Here is a 17290-nt window from a genome sequence, read left to right on the forward strand (position 1 = left end):
ACTGCGCGGGCAGTCAGACGTTCTGATCACTGGACGCCCGCAGCAGCACGGGCTTAACCTTCTGGCCCTGAACCGCTCACGCACAAGGACCCTCCCATGAGCCGCATCCACGCCGACAACGCCCATTCCATCGGCAACACGCCGCTGGTGCAGATCAACCGTATCGCGCCCCGTGGGGTCACGATCCTGGCCAAGATCGAAGGGCGCAACCCCGGCTATTCGGTCAAGTGCCGCATTGGCGCGAACATGATCTGGGACGCCGAAAGCCGCGGCAAACTCAAGCCGGGCATGACCATCGTCGAGCCCACTTCCGGCAACACCGGCATTGGCCTGGCCTTCGTGGCTGCCGCCCGTGGCTACAAGCTGCTGCTGACCATGCCGGCTTCGATGAGCCTGGAGCGGCGCAAGGTGCTCAAGGCGCTCGGCGCGGAGCTGGTGCTCACCGAGCCTGCCAAGGGCATGAAGGGCGCGATCGAAAAAGCCCGGGAACTGGCCGCCGACAGCGAGCAGTACTACATGCCTTCGCAGTTCGACAACCCGGCCAACCCGGCCATTCACGAGAAGACCACTGGCCCTGAAATCTGGCGCGACACCGACGGCGCGGTCGATGTGCTGGTGGCCGGTGTGGGCACCGGCGGCACTATCACCGGCGTGTCGCGCTACATCAAGCACACCGAGGGCAAGGCGATTCTGTCGGTGGCGGTGGAGCCGACCGGCTCACCGGTCATCACCCAGGCCCTGGCCGGCGAAGAGATCAAGCCGGCACCGCACAAGATCCAGGGCATCGGCGCGGGCTTCGTGCCGGGCAACCTTGACCTGTCACTGGTCGATCGCGTCGAGCAGGTCACCGACGAAGACGCCAAGGCCATGGCGCTGCGCCTGATGCGCGAGGAAGGGATCCTCTGCGGGATTTCCTGCGGCGCGGCGATGGTGGCGGCGGTGCGCCTGGCACAGAAGCCGGAGATGCAGGGCAAGACTATCGTGGTCATCCTTCCCGACTCGGGTGAGCGTTATCTCTCCAGCATGCTATTCAGCGACCTGTTCACCGAACAGGAACTGCAAGCCTGAAGCGCGGATGAAAACACTGACCCTGGGCAACTGTAACGGGGTTTGACGGGGTGCCAAGGGGCGGTTTCAGGTTTATGATGCCGCCCTGCCTATCCCAAGGAGCCCCGCATGACCCTCTCGTTCGCCGCCAAGGTCCTGGTGCTGGCGCTGTTCATCGTGCCCACCCTGTACGTGCACCTGCGCGGCAAGGCGCGCTTGCCGGTTCTGCGCCAGTTCGTCAACCATTCGGCGCTGTTCGCCCCCTATAACAGCCTGATGTACCTGTTCTCTGGCGTGCCGTCCAAGCCTTATCTCGACCGTTCGCGCTTCCCCGAGCTCGACGTGCTCAAGCACAACTGGCAGGACATCCGCGAAGAGGCCATGCGCCTGTTCGACGAGGGGTATATCCGCGCGGCGGAAAAAAACAACGACGCAGGCTTCGGTTCGTTCTTCAAGAAGGGCTGGAAGCGCTTTTACCTGAAGTGGTACGACAAGGCCCTGCCATCGGCCGAGGCACTGTGCCCGCGCACCGTTGCGCTGGTGAACTCGATCCCCAACGTGAAGGGCGCCATGTTCGCGCTGCTGCCCGGCGGCAGCCACCTGAACCCGCACCGCGACCCCTTCGCCGGCTCCCTGCGCTACCACCTGGGCCTGGCCACGCCCAACTCCGACGCCTGCCGTATCTATGTGGATGGCCAGCCTTACGCCTGGCGCGATGGCGATGACGTGATGTTCGATGAAACCTACGTGCACTGGGTGAAGAACGAAACCGAGCACACCCGCGTGATTCTGTTCTGCGACATCGAGCGCCCGCTCTCAAGCCCATTGATGACCCGCATCAACCGCAGCGTCAGCGCCTTTCTCGGTCGCGCCACCGCGCCGCAGAACCTGGACGACGAACGCGTAGGCGGCATCAACCAGGCCTACGCCTGGAGCAAACGTTTCAGCGACGGCATGAGCGGCAAGGTCAAGCAATTCAAGCGCAAACACCCCAAGGGCTACCGCATTGCGCGGCCGGTGCTGGCAGTGGTTGTGGCGGGGTTGCTGGGCTACTGGCTTTTTAGCTAAGGCTAAAAAGAGCTGCTAGCTGCGAGCTTAAAGCTGCAAGTTGAAAAGCGGATCTCTGTATTGGCACAGATCCGCTCTTTCTTGGAGCTTGAGGCTTGCAGCTACAAGCTCAGAGCCCTTCGGGCTCTGCCGCCCCCAGGTGCACGTTCATGCACTGCACCGCCGCCCCGGCAGCGCCCTTGCCCAGGTTGTCCAGGCGGCAAGCGAGGGTGATGCGGTCTTCGTTCCCGAACACGAACAGGTCGGCACGGTTGGTGTCGTTGCAGCCCTGCACGTCGAAGAAACCGCCATCGAGGTTGCCGGCATCATCAGCCCACGGCATCACGCGGATGAACTGCTCGCCGGCGTAGTGCTTGGCCAGTGCGGCTTGCAGTGCCTGCGGGGTGGCGCCGTTGGCGAGCTGCGAGCGGTGCAGCGGGATGCTCACTGCCAGGCCCTTGAGGAAGTTGCCCACGATCGGGCTGAACACTGGCACATTTTCAAGGCCGGTTTGCACGCGCATTTCCGGCAGGTGCTTGTGCTGCTGGCTCAGCGCATAGGGGCGTGGGCTGTGCAGTGCGGCGCCGCCGGCCTGGTAGTCGGCGATCATCTGCTTGCCGCCGCCGCTGTAGCCGGTGATGGAGGTGGCGCTGAGCAGGGCGCTGGCCGGCAGCAGGCCGGCGTCGATCAGCGGGCGCACCAGCAGGATGAACGCAGTGGCGTGGCAGCCGGGGTTGGCGATGCGCTTGCTGGCGCGCAGTTTTTCACGCTGGCCGGGGGCGAGCTCCGGCAGGCCGTACACCCAGGCGGGGTCGGTGCGGAAGGCGGTACTGGCGTCGATCACGCAGGTGTCGGGGTTTTCCAGCAGGCTTACGGCCTCGCGCGAGGCAGCGTCGGGCAGGCACAGGAAAGCAAGGTCGGCTGCATTGAGCAGGCGGCCGCGTTCGACAGGGTCCTTGCGCTTGGCGTCGTCGATGCGCAGCAACTCGATGTCGTCGCGTTTGCTCAGGTAATCGAGCAGGCGCAGGCCGGTGGTGCCTTCCTGGCCATCGACGTAAATCTTGTGAGTCATCTTCAAGCCCCTTGGTGTCGCGCAACGCGCTGTCGAAGAAGTGGGTAGGAGTGTAACGCCTGCGCGTGCTTGTGAGAAACGGCGTGTGAACAGGCGTGCAGCCGGGGCGGTCCGATGGTGTATAGCCCACGGATTTACTGGAGCGCAGCGATGGACATCATCCTCGAAGAACACGAACTCGCCAGCGCCGATTTGCGTGGCGCGCTGGAGTTGTGGGTCACAGGCCCCGGCGGCCCGCAGGCGCCGCTGAGCGAAGCCGGGCAATTCTGCCTGTGGCGCGGCCGCCCGGTGGTCAGCCACGACATGCTCAGCGAGGGTACCCATGAGCAGAACGTGCGCCGCTTGTGGGTGCGCCTGGCGCAACCGGCCGACCTGGAAGCTGTGCGCCTGGCCGAGCACCACGTGCGCGAGCGCATTGCGGCCCAGGGGCTGGAAGGCGAGTTCTACCCCACCGAAGGCCACTGATCGGCCAGGCCGAACGCCGTGGATGCACGCAGTGCCAGATTCTTTGTACCCCTTTCGATCAGGAGAACGACCATGCCCCAACATCCCGAACAACCGCATTCGCGCAATGACCTGCCGGGTGATGCGCCCGATGAGCGCACACCTGCGCATGATCCGGATTCGCCCGATCTCGAAGACCCTCAGACCGACCCCGAAGGCCCCGCCGAGGTCCCCAAGGGCAAGCCCGACCCGCAGGCAGACCGCCGAGCGCCCGGCAGCGAATACCCGCCCTATAGCAAGCCCTGATTTCATTGAGGCGTTGGCTTGCCAGCGGGAGGCCGGCTTCCCGGATGCCGTGTAACGGACGCCGTGTAACGGACGCCGTGTAACGGACGCCGTGTAACGGGCGGCTGGCGCCGCGATAGCTTCGAGTCTGCATGTCGCGCGGCAAGCCGCCCTCCCACCTGGTGAACTGCGCCCTTTTCCTGCCCAGAAAAACGTTTCAGTTGGCGATGCCCACCCCCAGCGGCTAAGGTGCGGCCATCACAACAACAAGGAAGCCACCATGCCCTTGGCCCATCTACAGCACCTGCCCACCCGCAGTTGGCTGCTCAAGCCCGCCCACCACCGCTGGCTCGAAGAAGAAGGCAACCGCCTGCTGGCCTTCGCCCGCGCCGCCCGCATGGCAGGCGGCTTCGGCTCGCTCGACGAGCACGGCCGGCTCAGCGCTGATACAGGCCCGGACACCACCTTCACCGCCCGCATGACCCACTGCTTCGCACTGGCCCACCTGCAAGGGCTGCCTGGCTTCGGCGAGCTGGTCGACCACGGCGTTGCCGCCTTGGCTGGCGCCCTGCGTGACGAGCAGCACGGAGGCTGGTTCGCCAATGCGCGGCGCGAAGACGTGGGCTACGCCAAGCAATGCTATGTGCATGCCTTCGTCTGCCTGGCCGCCAGCTCCGCAGCGGTGGCCGAGCGCCTCGATGCCACCGAGTTGCTCACTGCCGCCGCGCAGGTGTTCGAAACGCATTTCTGGTCCGCCGACGAGCAAGCTTTCCGCGAAGCCTTCAGCCATGACTGGAGCGAACAGGAGCCGTACCGCGGCGCCAACAGCAACATGCACGGCGTCGAAGCCTGCCTGGCCCTGGCCGGTGCCCTCAACGACCCACGCTGGCTCGACCGCGCCCTGGCCATCGCCCAGCGCCTGGTGCACGGCCACGCGGCGCAGGGCGTGATCGAGCACTTCGACCTCAACTGGCAAGCACTGCCCGTTTACAACCGTGACCAGCCCGAGCACCCGTTCCGCCCGTATGGCCTGACCCCAGGCCACGCCTTCGAATGGGCACGCCTGCTGCTGGAGCTCGAAGGCGCCCGCCAGCGCCGTGGCATGAGCGCCCCGACGTGGCTGGCCGAGGATGCCGCCGCACTGTTCGACCACGCGCTGAGCTGCGGCTGGGCGGTCGATGGGCTGCCGGGGATCGTCTACACCGTCAGCAGCACCGGCCAGCCGGTGGTGCGCGAGCGCCTGCACTGGGTGGTGGCCGAGGCCTGCGCGGCGGCGGCGAGCCTGTTGCAGCGAACTGGCAAGGCCGAGTACGAGCGCTGGTACCGCACCTTCTGGGACTTCATCGACCAGCACCTGATCGACCGCGAGCGTGGCAGCTGGCACCACGAGCTGGCGCCGAACAACCAGCCCGCCGGGCGTCTGTGGCCGGGCAAGCCTGACCTCTACCACGCCTACCAGGCCACGCTCATTCCGCGCATGCCGTTGGGCTGGACGCTGGCGCAGTGGTGTTGCCGGTAAGGCAGCAATCCTTTCATGGACTAAGCTCTGTATGAAATGTATTCCAGCGAAGGCCAGGCAAGGCGAAAACAGGCGAGGAAGCGGAGTTTACTGGTTGTAAATGAGCATTCCGAGCCTGTTTTCAACGCAGCATGGGCGAGCTGGGATGCATTTCGTACAGAGCCTAAGCTGCCTGAGCTCTCATTCATAACAAGGTTGAACACAATGAAAACATGGATCGCCCTCTCGCTCGCGCTGGCCGCCAGCGGTGTAGCCCATGCTGCCGACACGGTGAAAGTCGAACTCAAGGAAGCCACCGCCCAAGGCGAGGGCAAGAGCATCGGCAGCGTGACCCTCTCCGAAAGCCCGTACGGCGTGGTCTTTACCCCGTCGTTGGCGGGCGTTGCGCCCGGTGTGCACGGCTTCCACGTACACGCCAACGGCAGCTGCGCACCCACCCAGGCCGATGGCAAACCAGTCCCCGCCGGTGGCGCGGGCGGCCACTGGGACCCGGACAACACCGGCAAGCACAGCTTCCCCTGGGATGACGGCGGCCACCGCGGCGACCTGCCGGCGTTGATCTTCACCGCTGACGGCAAGGCCGAGCAGCCGGTGCTGGCGCCGAAGATCAAGCACCTGGCCGATCTCAAAGGCCACGCGCTGATGGTGCACGTGGGCGGCGACAACCATTCCGACCACCCGGCTGCGCTCGGCGGTGGCGGGGCGCGCTTTGCCTGCGGTGTGATTCAGTAACCTGCGCCCGACGTCATGCCGCAGTGGCATGACGTCGGGAGTAATGCTCGCTTGTGGCACGCCGCGGCCGGCTCGGATACTCCGGTATTCATTGAGCTGCCCAACGAGCCCGCCTCCATGGCCGAATTGCCCACCTACCGCTTCGCCCCCGCCTTCGAGGCGCCCACCGGCTCCGCCATTCGCGAACTGTTCAAATACCTCTCGCAACCGGGGATGATTTCCTTCGCTGGCGGCTACCCGCCACCGGCCTTGTTCGACCGGCAGGGCCTGGCCGAGGCCAGCGAACGGGCGCTGCGCGAAGCGCCGGTGGACTGCCTGCAATACGCCGCCACCGAAGGCCTGCCGATGCTGCGCGAGCAGTTGCAGGCCCTGATGCAGCGGCGCGGCGCCGAGGTGGCGCTGGATGAGCTGATGGTAACTACCGGCTCCCAGCAAGGGCTGGACCTGCTGATCAAGGTGCTGCTCAGCCCCGGCGACCGGGTGCTGGTGGAGCGGCCGACGTATCCGGCGACCCTGCAAGCCTTGCGCCTGGCCGGTGTGCAGCCGGTAGGGGTGGCCACCGATGGCGAAGGCCTTGCCACTGACGCGTTGCGCGAGCAGCTGGCTGGCGAGCGGCCAGGGCGCTTTCGCTTGCTGTACTGCGTACCGAATTTCGCCAACCCTACGGGTGCCTGCCTGCCAATGACGCGGCGGCTCGAGCTGCTGGCATTGGCTGCCGAGCACGACTTTCTGATCATCGAGGACGACCCGTACGGCGCCCTGCGTTTCGCCGGCGATCCTGTGCCCTCGCTGCTAGCACTGCAACACCAGGTACCGGGCGCCGCCGGGCGAGTGGTGCATCTGTCGAGCCTGTCCAAGATCGTCGCGCCGGGCCTGCGCGTGGGCTGGATGGTCGCGCCTGTGCCGGTACGCCAGCGCTGCACCATCGCCAAGCAAACGGTCGACCTATGCACCTCGCCCTGGGCCCAGCGCATCGCCGCCGAGTACCTGGCCGCCGGCAGCCTGGAGCGGCACCTGCCGCTGCTGGTGGCGGGTTATCGGGCCAAGGCTGAACGTATGCTGGCGGGGCTGGCCCGGCTGGGCAGGCAGTTCGAGATGACTGCGCCACAGGGCGGCATGTTCATCTGGGGACGGTGCAGCGGTGGGGTACAGGCCAGCGCGCTGTTCACCCAGGCGGTCGCGCAGAACGTGCTGTTCGTGCCCGGCCAGGCGTTCTTCGGGGATGAGCCTGACCCGCAGGCCCTGCGCCTCTCGTTCGCCGCGCCGGATCTGGCAGCCATCGACGACGGCCTGGCGCGCCTGCAACGAGCCTTCGAGGCTCTGTAACAGTGGTTTCGGCGTGATCGGCAGGCGGTTCAGCGCAGGTTCAGGGAAGGTTCAGGGAGCGTTCAGCGCCAGGCTCATAACCTGAGCCCATCCCAACCACGGGCACTGCCCGACAAGGAGCGCCAAATGAAAGCCCTGCAAAGCCTGCTGATCGCCACCGCGTTCTTCGGTGCGTCCACCCTGGCCCACGCCGACACCAGCAACTTCGCCGGCATCACCTACGGCCAGACGAGTGACCAGCTGGACAAGTCCAACGCGCTGGATGCCAACCTCGGCAACCCCGACACCAACGGCGTGATCAAGCACGAAAACACCTGGGGCCTGCGCGCCGGCCAGCAGAACGAGCAAGGCCGCTACTACGCCACCTACGAATACAACGCTGGCGACCATCAAGGCCTGAAGCTGCGCCAGCAGAACCTGCTCGGCAGCTATGACGTGTTCTACCCGGTGGCCAACGGCACCAAGCTGTTTGGCGGCGGCACCCTGGGCGTGACCGAACTGACGCAGAAATCTGCCGGCTTCGACCATGACAGCGGGGTTGGCTATGCGGTCGGCGCCCAGGCCGGTATCCTTCAGCAGGTGTCTCAGAATGTGTCGGTCGAAGCGGGCTACCGCTACCTGCGCACCAACGCCAAGGTCGACTTCGACCAGGGCGGCGACAAGCTCGGCTCGGCCCGCATGGACAGCTCGGCGCAGCCGTACCTGTCGGCCAACTACCAATTCTGATCCACGCCCGCCACGCACCGAGGTCGCTCGCCTCGGTGCGTGGCCGTTCGCACAAGGGGAATGCATGAAGATTCTGGTGGTTGAAGACGAAGCCCTGCTGCGCCATCACCTGCGCACGCGCCTGGCCGAGAGCGGCCATGTGGTGGAAGCGGTGGCCAACGCCGAAGAGGCGTTGTACCAGGCCGAGCAGTTCAACCACGACCTGGCAGTGGTCGACCTGGGCCTGCCCGGCATGGGCGGGCTGGACCTGATCCGCCAATTGCGCTCGATGGGCAAAAGCTTTCCGATCCTGATCCTCACCGCTCGCGGCAACTGGCAGGACAAAGTCGAAGGCCTGGCCGCCGGCGCCGACGACTACGTGGTCAAACCCTTTCAATACGAAGAGCTCGAAGCGCGCCTGCACGCGCTGCTGCGCCGCTCCAGCGGCTTCACCCAGGCCAGCATCACCGCAGGCCCCCTGCAATTGGACCTGGGCCGCAAGCAGGCCAGCCTTCACGAGCAGCCCTTGGGCCTGACCGCCTTCGAATACCGCATCCTCGAATACCTGATGCGCCACCACCAGCAGGTGGTTGCCAAGGAGCGGCTGATGGAGCAGCTCTACCCCGGCGATGAAGAACGTGACCCCAACGTGATCGAAGTGCTGGTGGGGCGCATCCGCCGCAAGCTTGAGGCCGAGCCGGGCTTTCGCCCGATCGACACCGTGCGTGGCCTGGGCTACCTGTTCACCGAGCGCTGCCGATGATGCGTTCGCTGCGCCTGCGCCTGATGCTGGCCGCAGCGCTGTTGGCGGTGCTGTTCATGGTGGGCCTGTTGCCGGCGCTGCAAAGTGCGGTGAGCCTGGCGTTGCGCGAGGCCATCGAGCAGCGCCTGGCTTCGGATGTCACCACCCTGATTTCCTCGGCGCGGATGGAAAGTGGCCAGTTGCGCATGCCGGCCCTGTTGCCCGACGAGCGCTTCAACCTGCCCGACGGGCGCTTGCTCGGCTACGTCTACGACCGCCACGGCAAGCTGGTGTGGCGCTCGCGCGCGGCCACCGAACAGCATGTCGAATACACCCCGCGCTACGACGGCCAGGGCAACGTGTTCTCCCGCGCGCGTGGCGACGATGGCCGCGAATACTGGATCTACGACGTCGAGGTGCAATTGCTCGGCGGGCAGAGCGCGGCCTACAGCTTCGTCGCGTTGCAATCGGTGGACGACTACCAGAACACCCTGCGCAGCCTGCGCGAGCACTTTTACCTGGGCTTTGGCGCGGCGTTGCTGGTGCTGTTGCTGCTGCTGTGGGGCGGCCTGACCTGGGCCTTGCGTTCGCTGCGGCGCATGAGCCTGGAGCTGGATGAAGTCGAAGCCGGGCGCCGAGAAGGGCTGTCGGACGACCACCCGCGTGAGTTGCTGCGCCTGACTCGCTCGCTCAACCGTTTGCTGCGCAGCGAGCGCGAGCAGCGCGGGCGTTATCGGGATTCCCTGGGCGACCTGGCGCACAGCCTGAAGACGCCGCTGGCGGTGTTGCAGGGGGTGAGCGAGAACCTCGCCCAGCACGAGCTGGAGCAGGCGCTGATTCTGCAACAGCAGATCGAGCGCATGAGCCAGCAGATCGGCTACCAGCTGCAGCGCGCCAGCCTGCGCAAGAGCGGCCTTGTGCAGCACAGGGCGCCACTGCGGCCGTTGCTGGAAAGCCTGTGTGCGACGCTGACCAAGGTGTACCGCGACAAACCGGTGGCGGTCAGCATGGAGCTGGCCGACCCGGATTGGGTGCCGATGGAGGAGGGCGCCTTGCTGGAGCTGCTGGGCAACCTGCTGGAGAACGCCTACCGCCTGTGCGTGGGCCAGGTCCGCCTGAGCCTGCATGATGAGCCCGGCTGGCGGGTGCTCAGCGTGGAAGACGACGGCCCCGGCGTGCCCGCTACCCAGCGCGAGCGCATCCTGCGCCGTGGCGAGCGCCTCGACACCCAGCACCCAGGCCAGGGCATCGGCCTTGCGGTGGTCAAGGACATCATCGACAGCTACGACGCCCAACTGGTGCTGGACGACTCGCCACTGGGCGGGGCTGCCTTCCACATCCGCCTGCGCCTGGCGTGATGCCGCCACTGGCGAAAATCCGCCATCGTGCAGCCAGTGGAAACACTGCATGGCGGAATCTCGCCACCTCTGCTTGACTCCTGTGCTCCATGCAATGCTCGAAACACCCGGCCATGCTGGCCGCAGGCCGTTTCGGGCGAACTGGCACGCCCTTTGCAATGCATTGAGCAGCCCGCCGCGTGGCCGGCCCCCAAACAACTACAAATCCAAGGTGTCGTGAGCGTTTGGCAATGGATTGTCAGACGATGCGCTAGAGGAAACTGCTATGACGACTCGTCAGCCTCTGTATAAATCGCTGTATTTCCAGGTGATCATCGCGATCATCATCGGTGTCCTGATCGGCCACTACTATCCTGATGCCGGTAAAGCCCTCAAGCCGCTGGGCGATGGCTTCATCAAGCTGATCAAGATGGTCATCGCTCCCATCATCTTCTGTACCGTCGTCAGCGGCATCGCCGGCATGCAGAACATGAAATCGGTCGGCAAGACCGGCGGTTACGCACTGCTGTACTTCGAAGTGGTTTCCACGCTGTCGCTGATCATCGGCCTGGTCGTGGTCAACCTGGTTCAGCCAGGCGCTGGCATGAACATCGATCCCGCCACCCTCGACGCTTCCAAGATCGCCAGCTATGTGGCGCAAGGTAACGATCAGAGCGTGATCGGCTTCATCCTCGGCATCATCCCCGACACCATCTACAGCGCCTTCGCCAAAGGCGACGTGCTGCAAGTGCTGATGTTCTCGGTGCTGTTCGGTTTCGCCCTGCACCGCCTGGGTGCCTACGGCAAGCCGCTGCTGGACCTGATCGATCGCTTCGCTCATGCCATGTTCAACATCATCAACATGATCATGAAGCTCGCTCCGCTGGGCGCGCTGGGTGCGATGGCGTTCACCATCGGTGCCTACGGCGTCGGCTCGCTGGTGCAGCTGGGCCAGCTGATGATCTGCTTCTACGTCACCTGCGTGCTGTTCGTGGTGCTGGTGCTGGGCGCCATCTGCCGCGCACACGGCTTCAGCGTGCTGAAAGTGGTGCGCTACATGCCGTGAAGAGCTGCTGATCGTACTGGGCACCTCCTCGTCGGAATCGGCCCTGCCACGCCTGCTGGCCAAGATGGAGCGCGCAGGCGCCAACAAGTCGGTGGTCGGCCTGGTGATCCCTACCGGTTACTCGTTCAACCTGGACGGCACCTCGATCTACCTGACCATGGCTGCCGTGTTCATCGCCCAGGCGACCAACGCGCACATGGACATCTGGCACCAACTGACCCTGCTGGCCGTGCTGCTGCTGTCGTCCAAGGGTGCTGCAGGCGTGACCGGCAGCGGCTTCATCGTGCTGGCCGCTACCCTGTCGGCCGTCGGCCACCTGCCGGTTGCCGGCATGGCGCTGATCCTGGGCATCGACCGCTTCATGTCCGAAGCCCGCGCCCTGACCAACCTGGTCGGCAATGCTGTCGCTACCCTGGTGGTTGCCAAGTGGGTCGGCGAGCTGGACGAAGCCAAACTCAAAACGAACTGGATTCCGGCGGCGCGCCGCTGGAACTGAGCCTTCCGCAGGACGACCTGAAAGTGGCTGAAACCCGCTGATCGGTTGGGCTTGAGAAGAAACCGGCGCCAGTGATGGCGCCGGTTTTTTTATGGGTGCTTTTTGGCCTTGAGGGGCTGCGTCGCGCGGCGAGCCGCCCTCCCACCAGAAAGCTCAGCAGCGCAGATCACCCGGTGGCAGGGCGGCCTCCCACCAGAAAGCTCAGCAGCGCAGATCACCGGGTGGGAGGCCGGCTTGCCGGGCGATGCGCCGTGCAACGGTCGAAGCGCAGGCCTCGAGCCTGCATATCGATCACGAACCGATACCGCACATCACCCTTGAGCGTGCGCTCGAACGCTTCGTTGATGTCCTTGAGCGCCAGGGTCTCGATGTCACACACGATCCCGTGCTCTGCGCAGTAGTCGAGCATCTCCTGGGTTTCACCGATGCCGCCGATCAACGAGCCGACCACCGCGCGGCGTTTGCCGATCAGGTTGGCGGCGTGGATGGCCGGTTCGATCGGTTCGATCAGCCCCACCAGAATGTGGGTGCCGCCGAAGCGCAGGGTTTCCAGGTAGGGGTTGAGGTCGTGCTGCACCGGGATGGTGTCGAGCAGAAAGTCGAAGTGCCCGGCCACGGCGGCCATCTGCTCCGGTTCGCCGGACAGCACCACCGCGTCGGCGCCCAGGCGCAGGGCTTCGTCGACCTTGCTGGCCGAGCGGGTGAACACCGTGACTTCAGCGCCGAGCGCCTTGGCGAACTTGATGCCCATGTGGCCCAGGCCGCCCATGCCCAGCACGCCGACCTTGTGCCCGGCGCCCACGCCGTGGCGGCGCAGTGGTGACCAGGTGGTGATGCCGGCGCACAGCAGCGGCGCGGCGGCGGCCAGGTCCAGGCCGTCGGGCATCTTCACCACGAAGGCGTCGCTGACCACGATGTGGTCGCTGTAGCCGCCCTGGGTGAGGGTGCCGTCGTGGCGGTCGTAGCTGGTGTAGGTCATGGTCGGGCCTTCGTCGCAGTACTGCTGCTGATCGGCCGCGCACGCCGGGCACTGGCGGCAGGCGTCGACCATGCAGCCCACGCCCACGGCGTCGCCGACCTTGAATCCGGTGACCTGGCTGCCCACCGCAGCGACCCGGCCGACGATCTCGTGGCCCGGCACCAGCGGGTAGTTGGCGATGCCCCATTCGTTACGGGCCTGGTGGATGTCGGAGTGGCACACCCCGCAGTGGAGGATGTCGATGGCCACATCATCGGCGCGCAAGGCACGGCGCTCGAAACTGAACGGCACCAGGGCGCTGGTGGGGGAGAGGGCGGCATAGCCGTGGGTAGGGCGCATCGATAACTCCAGAGGCAAGCTGAACAGGGCGCGCAGTGTGGCGCTGCAGGCCGCTGGCGGCGATGGCGAAAACTGCACCCGGCATGCTGAAAACTCCACGGCGGCGGTATTTTTTGCGATCATGCGCGCCTTATGTGTTTGCCTTGCCCTGCCCATGCCCGCCGAAGATACCCTGATCCAACTGCTGCGCCCGCTGGCGCTGCGCAACGGTTTTTTGCCCACTGCCATGGCCGAAGTGCAGGTGGTGGTGGCCCAGCAGACGGTCTCCCGTTCGCCGCAGATCTACGACCCCAGCCTGATGGTGATCGCCCAGGGCAGCAAGCTTGCCTACCTGGGCGAGCGCACCCTGGAATACAGCGCCGGGCACTACCTGGTGCAGGCATTGCCGGTGCCGTTCGAATACGAAACCTTCGCCACGGCCGAGCGGCCCTTGCTCGGCGTAGCCATCTCCGTAGACCTGGCTCTGCTCTCGGAACTGGTGCAGGCGCTGGGCCCGGATGCCAATGGCCCGAACGAACGGCAAACGCCGCAGAGCATGGCCAGCGCCCCGCTGGATGCGCCGATGCGCGAGGCGGTCGAGCGGCTGCTGCGCTGCCTGCATCATCCGGATGAGCGCGAGGCGCTCGGCCAGGCACGCTTGCGCGAGGTGATCTTCGCCGCCTTGCGCGGGCCGCAAGGTGGCGCGCTGCGGGCGCTGGTCGAACAGCGCGGGCCGTTCGCCCGGCTGGCGGGGCCTATGAACCACCTGCACCGGCACTTTGCCCAACCGCTGAACGTCGAAAGCCTGGCACGCCAGGCGCACTTGAGCGTGTCGGCCTTCCATGCGCAGTTCAAACGCCACGCCGGCGTGACGCCGTTGCAGTACTGGAAACGCCTGCGCCTGATCAAGGCCCAGCAATACCTGATGGCCGGGGAGGGTGTGGCACAGGTCGCGCTGCGAGTGGGCTACCAGAGCGCCTCGCAATTCAGCCGCGAGTACAAACGCTGCTTCGGCCACAACCCGTCCACCTCATCGCTGGAGATGCCGTGAAGCGTGCCCTGATTCTCTGTCTGCTGTTGCTCGCTGGCTGCGGCCAGGGTGGCAGCGGTGCTGGCCCCGGCAATGCCGAGAACGGCGAGAAGCTGTTCACCCGCACCTGCGGCGGTTGCCACAAGGCAGGCCCGGATGCGCGCAACAGCTTCGGGCCGCAGCTCAACGGCATCATCGGCCGGCAGGTCGGCGCCTTGCCTGACTACAGCTATTCGCCGCAGATGAAGGCCGCCGGCTTCGTCTGGGACGAAGCACGGCTCAAAGCCTATCTGGCCGCCCCCGACAAAATGGTGCCGGGTACCAAGATGTACTTCTGGGGGCTTACCGATGAGCAGAAGGTGGCCGATATCCTGGCGTACCTCAAGGCACAGTGATGTGCCTGTTTTTCCATTCGATCGAGCAATAGGGTGTCGAACGCAATGAGAGTTCTGGGGATTGCCCTGTGCGCCTTGTTTGGCCTGGTGCTGGCTTTTTTAGGCCTCGCCAATTTTCTCAGCCTGCTGATTCTGATGATGTCGCCTTACATCAGCCCTTATGTGGTCGGCGAGATGACCGCTCAAGCCATGGGCGTGGGCACGTTGATCGCGGGGCCATCGTCAGTTGGATGGCCGCCCGCAGGCTGTTCAGGAAATACAGAAGCGAACAGGGATAACGGCACTTGGCGTCACAGGCTGCCCGGCGCGATCTCCCGTGCCAGCCGCACCACCGTCACCCCCGGCGCCAGCTGGCGCAGCGAAGGCTGAATGAGCACGCAGTGGTCGTGTGGCGTGGTGACGGGCTCGCCGCCGTCGTAGGCGATGACGGTACCGGCTGTTTCGATGGTCTCCAGCCCTTTGAAGTCTTCGACGAAGCGGAAGTCCTCGGTGCGTGCCACCACCGCCTGGGTGACCTCCAGAAAACGCTGCGCCGCCGGCAGCGGCAGCTGAGCCCACTGCGCAACGTCCTGCTCGTCGACACTGCCGGCCATCAGCAGAAAACGCAGCACCGTATCCATCGCTACCGCCTGGCTGTGCGCGGCGAAGTGCTGGCCGGTTTCCACCAGCAGGGCATTGCGCGGGCTGGCTTCATCAGCGAAATCGCCGTAGTCGCGCAAGCGCCGGCCGTTGGCGTGGCCGGCGTCGACGATCACCGTTGCCGGCGTGCCCAGGCGGGCGGCCAGTGCGCGGCCCTTGGCGGTGGGCCCGCACATCATCAGCGGGGCACTGGCTTCGTGCATGGAGTGGATATCCAGCAGCAGGTCGGCCTGGCGCACCCAGGGGCGCAGCTCGCGGGCACGGGCCAGTTCGCGGCTGTGCTCGGCGCCGTCCAGGCGCGGGTCGAGCCACACCCGGTTGAGGTCTTCGTCGAGAAAGCGCGTGGCGTCGGCGTCATCGGGGTCGAAGGCGGCATAGGCCTGCACGTTGACGAACACCAGGCTTAGTTGCCCACGGCGTGGGCGCAGCCCTGCGCTGAGCAGGGTGTCGAGCACCAGCGCGCCGCTGACTTCGTTGCCGTGCACCAGCGCGCTGATCATTACGTGCGGGCCCGGCTCGCCGCTGTCGAAACGGTGCAGGTATTCCACGCCATCGGTGCCTCGCCGCCAACGGCTGATGTCAGGGAAGGCGACCTGCACCGGGTAAGGGGCGAGGCGGTGTCGAGGGTGGGATGATGCGCTCATGGAAGGTCTCCGGCAGGTGGCCAATGAAAGGCATGGCAAAAAGGTTCAGGGGCGGCATGGCGCATGCGCCGGCCCAGCAGCAACACGGCTGCCAGGCTGATGCACGCGGTGGCGATCACGTAGCCGCTGGGGGCCATGCGGTTGCCGGTGGCGTCGATCAGCCAGGTCACGATCAGCGGAGCGAAACCGCCGAACAGCGTGACCGAAAAGTTGTAACTCAGCGCCAGCCCGGTGCCGCGCACGCGGGTGGGGAACACGTCCGAGAGCATTGCCGGGATCGGCCCCAGGCTTGCAGCGATCAGCATGCCCACCAGTGCCTGCACCATCAGCAGGGTGGTCACCGTGGGGCTCTGGTTGAGCCACAGAAACAGCGGCCACGAAGAGAGCCCGATCGCCAGCATCGCCAGGGTCAGCACACGAAAGCGCCCATAGCGGTCGGACAGGCTGCCGAACACCGGCGCCAGCACCATCAGCGACAGCCCCGTGACCAGCGCGCCGAGAAACGAGGAGGTGGCTGGAATCTGCAACTGCTTGATGGCGTAGGTGGGCATGTACAGCTTGTGCACGTAGTTGAACGCCGTGGCGCCGGCAACCACACCGATGGCCAACAGCAAGCGACCCGGGGCCTGCACCAGTACTTCGCGCAGAGGTGTGCGTTCGGTGCGCCCTTGGGCAGCCTCGGCGCGGAACTCCGGGGTTTCGTCGATCTGCGCGCGGATGTAGAGCCCCACCGGGCCGATCAACAGGCCCAGGCCGAAGGCCACGCGCCAGCCCCAGTCGTTGAGCTGGGCATCGCTCAGTGTTGCGCTGAGCAGTGCGCTCACGCCGGCAGCCAGCACCGTGGCCAGGCCCTGGGTCGAGAGCTGCCAGCTGGCGAAAAAGCCGCGCCGCTCGCTGCCGCTGTGCTCGACCATGAACGCCGTCGCCGCACCGAATTCGCCGCCGGTGGAGAAGCCTTGAAGCATGCGCGCCACCAGGATCAGCGCCGGCGCCGCCAGGCCGATGCTCTGGTAGCTGGGCACGAAGGTGATCATCGCGGTGCCGATCATCATCAAGCCGATCGACATCGTCAGCGAGGCCTTGCGCCCTGCGCGGTCGGCGTAGGCGCCGAGCACCATGGCGCCCAGCGGGCGCATCAGGAAGGAGACGCCGAAGGAGCCGACGCTGAGCAGCAGCGAGGTGGTTTCGTTGTCGGCGGGGAAGAACAGGCGGCCGATGACCACGGCGAAGTAGCCGTAGATCAGCAGGTCGTAGAACTCCAGAGCGTTGCCGAAGCTGGCGGCGACGATTTCCTTCCAGGGGTTGCGCCGCGCGGTGGCGGGCGCATCGAGCGTGTGGCTGGTCATGGCGTGTTCCCGGTGCTTGGCCGGCGCTCGGTGGCGCGGCCTGTTGCTGTTGTGCCGCTCACGGTGCCGCAGCGCAGGCGCGCCAGGCAATTGCCGATTCGGCACAACAACGGGCCGGGGC

Annotated in this window: 16 protein-coding genes and 1 pseudogene; 13 read left to right on the top strand and 4 right to left on the bottom strand. The window is 65.8% G+C overall.

Features of this window, described 5'->3' with window-relative positions; all coding sequences use genetic code 11:
- Positions 1-96: 96 nt before the first annotated feature.
- Complete coding sequence (gene cysK, locus LN139_RS04320) at positions 97-1068, top strand: cysteine synthase A (protein ID WP_236358931.1); 972 nt, start codon at positions 97-99, stop codon at positions 1066-1068.
- Positions 1069-1176: 108 nt separating this feature from the next.
- Complete coding sequence (locus LN139_RS04325; RefSeq protein ID WP_236358932.1) at positions 1177-2115, top strand: aspartyl/asparaginyl beta-hydroxylase domain-containing protein; 939 nt, start codon at positions 1177-1179, stop codon at positions 2113-2115.
- Between the two features lie 109 nt (positions 2116-2224).
- Here LN139_RS04325 and argC read toward each other — a convergent pair whose 3' ends face one another.
- Positions 2225-3166, bottom strand: a complete 942-nt coding sequence (gene argC, locus LN139_RS04330) for an N-acetyl-gamma-glutamyl-phosphate reductase (RefSeq protein ID WP_236358933.1) — start codon at positions 3164-3166, stop codon at positions 2225-2227.
- Positions 3167-3316: 150 nt separating this feature from the next.
- On the opposite strand from argC, the gene LN139_RS04335 reads away from it, so the two are divergent.
- From LN139_RS04335 to LN139_RS04375, 9 genes and pseudogenes are all read left to right on the top strand, one after another.
- Positions 3317-3631, top strand: a complete 315-nt coding sequence (locus LN139_RS04335; protein WP_236358934.1) for a hypothetical protein — start codon at positions 3317-3319, stop codon at positions 3629-3631.
- Between the two features lie 72 nt (positions 3632-3703).
- Entirely contained in the window at positions 3704-3916 is a 213-nt protein-coding gene (locus LN139_RS04340) for a hypothetical protein (protein ID WP_236358935.1), read from the top strand.
- A 259-nt stretch (positions 3917-4175) separates the two neighbouring features.
- Entirely contained in the window at positions 4176-5414 is a 1239-nt protein-coding gene (locus LN139_RS04345; protein WP_236358936.1) for a D-mannose isomerase, read from the top strand.
- Between the two features lie 204 nt (positions 5415-5618).
- Positions 5619-6146, top strand: coding sequence for a superoxide dismutase [Cu-Zn] SodC (gene sodC / locus LN139_RS04350; protein WP_236358937.1), 528 nt, complete (start codon positions 5619-5621; stop codon positions 6144-6146).
- Positions 6147-6263: 117 nt separating this feature from the next.
- Positions 6264-7472, top strand: coding sequence for an aminotransferase-like domain-containing protein (locus LN139_RS04355; protein WP_236358938.1), 1209 nt, complete (start codon positions 6264-6266; stop codon positions 7470-7472).
- A 126-nt stretch (positions 7473-7598) separates the two neighbouring features.
- Positions 7599-8198: a porin family protein gene (locus LN139_RS04360; RefSeq protein ID WP_236358939.1), complete on the top strand. Its 600-nt coding sequence runs from the start codon at positions 7599-7601 to the stop codon at positions 8196-8198.
- A 64-nt stretch (positions 8199-8262) separates the two neighbouring features.
- The gene (locus LN139_RS04365; protein ID WP_236358940.1) at positions 8263-8940 is read left to right on the top strand and encodes a response regulator; all 678 of its coding nucleotides are present in this window, start codon (positions 8263-8265) and stop codon (positions 8938-8940) included.
- Positions 8937-10277, top strand: coding sequence for an ATP-binding protein (locus LN139_RS04370; RefSeq protein ID WP_236358941.1), 1341 nt, complete (start codon positions 8937-8939; stop codon positions 10275-10277). Before LN139_RS04365 ends, LN139_RS04370 begins: the two co-directional genes overlap by 4 nt.
- Before the next feature lie 265 nt (positions 10278-10542).
- Positions 10543-11859 (top strand): annotated as a pseudogene (locus tag LN139_RS04375) (dicarboxylate/amino acid:cation symporter).
- A gap of 173 nt (positions 11860-12032) precedes the next feature.
- Here the strand turns inward: LN139_RS04375 and LN139_RS04380 are convergent.
- Entirely contained in the window at positions 12033-13136 is a 1104-nt protein-coding gene (locus LN139_RS04380) for an NAD(P)-dependent alcohol dehydrogenase (protein WP_236358942.1), read from the bottom strand.
- Positions 13137-13290: 154 nt separating this feature from the next.
- Here LN139_RS04380 and LN139_RS04385 point away from each other — a divergent pair, with 154 nt between their 5' ends.
- Positions 13291-14166 carry an AraC family transcriptional regulator gene (locus tag LN139_RS04385; RefSeq protein ID WP_236358943.1) on the top strand — a complete coding sequence of 292 codons (876 nt, stop codon included), beginning with the start codon at positions 13291-13293 and terminating at the stop codon, positions 14164-14166.
- Complete coding sequence (locus LN139_RS04390) at positions 14163-14540, top strand: c-type cytochrome (protein WP_236358944.1); 378 nt, start codon at positions 14163-14165, stop codon at positions 14538-14540. Before LN139_RS04385 ends, LN139_RS04390 begins: the two co-directional genes overlap by 4 nt.
- A 290-nt stretch (positions 14541-14830) precedes the next feature.
- Here LN139_RS04390 and LN139_RS04395 read toward each other — a convergent pair whose 3' ends face one another.
- Positions 14831-15823, bottom strand: a complete 993-nt coding sequence (locus LN139_RS04395) for a succinylglutamate desuccinylase/aspartoacylase domain-containing protein (RefSeq protein WP_236358945.1) — start codon at positions 15821-15823, stop codon at positions 14831-14833.
- Positions 15820-17169 carry an MFS transporter gene (locus tag LN139_RS04400; protein WP_236358946.1) on the bottom strand — a complete coding sequence of 450 codons (1350 nt, stop codon included), beginning with the start codon at positions 17167-17169 and terminating at the stop codon, positions 15820-15822. Before LN139_RS04400 ends, LN139_RS04395 begins: the two co-directional genes overlap by 4 nt.
- Between the last annotated feature and the right edge of the window lie 121 nt (positions 17170-17290).

Origin of the sequence: Pseudomonas sp. KNUC1026 (assembly GCF_021650705.1) — a bacterium.
Taxonomy (GTDB): Bacteria; Pseudomonadota; Gammaproteobacteria; order Pseudomonadales; family Pseudomonadaceae; genus Aquipseudomonas.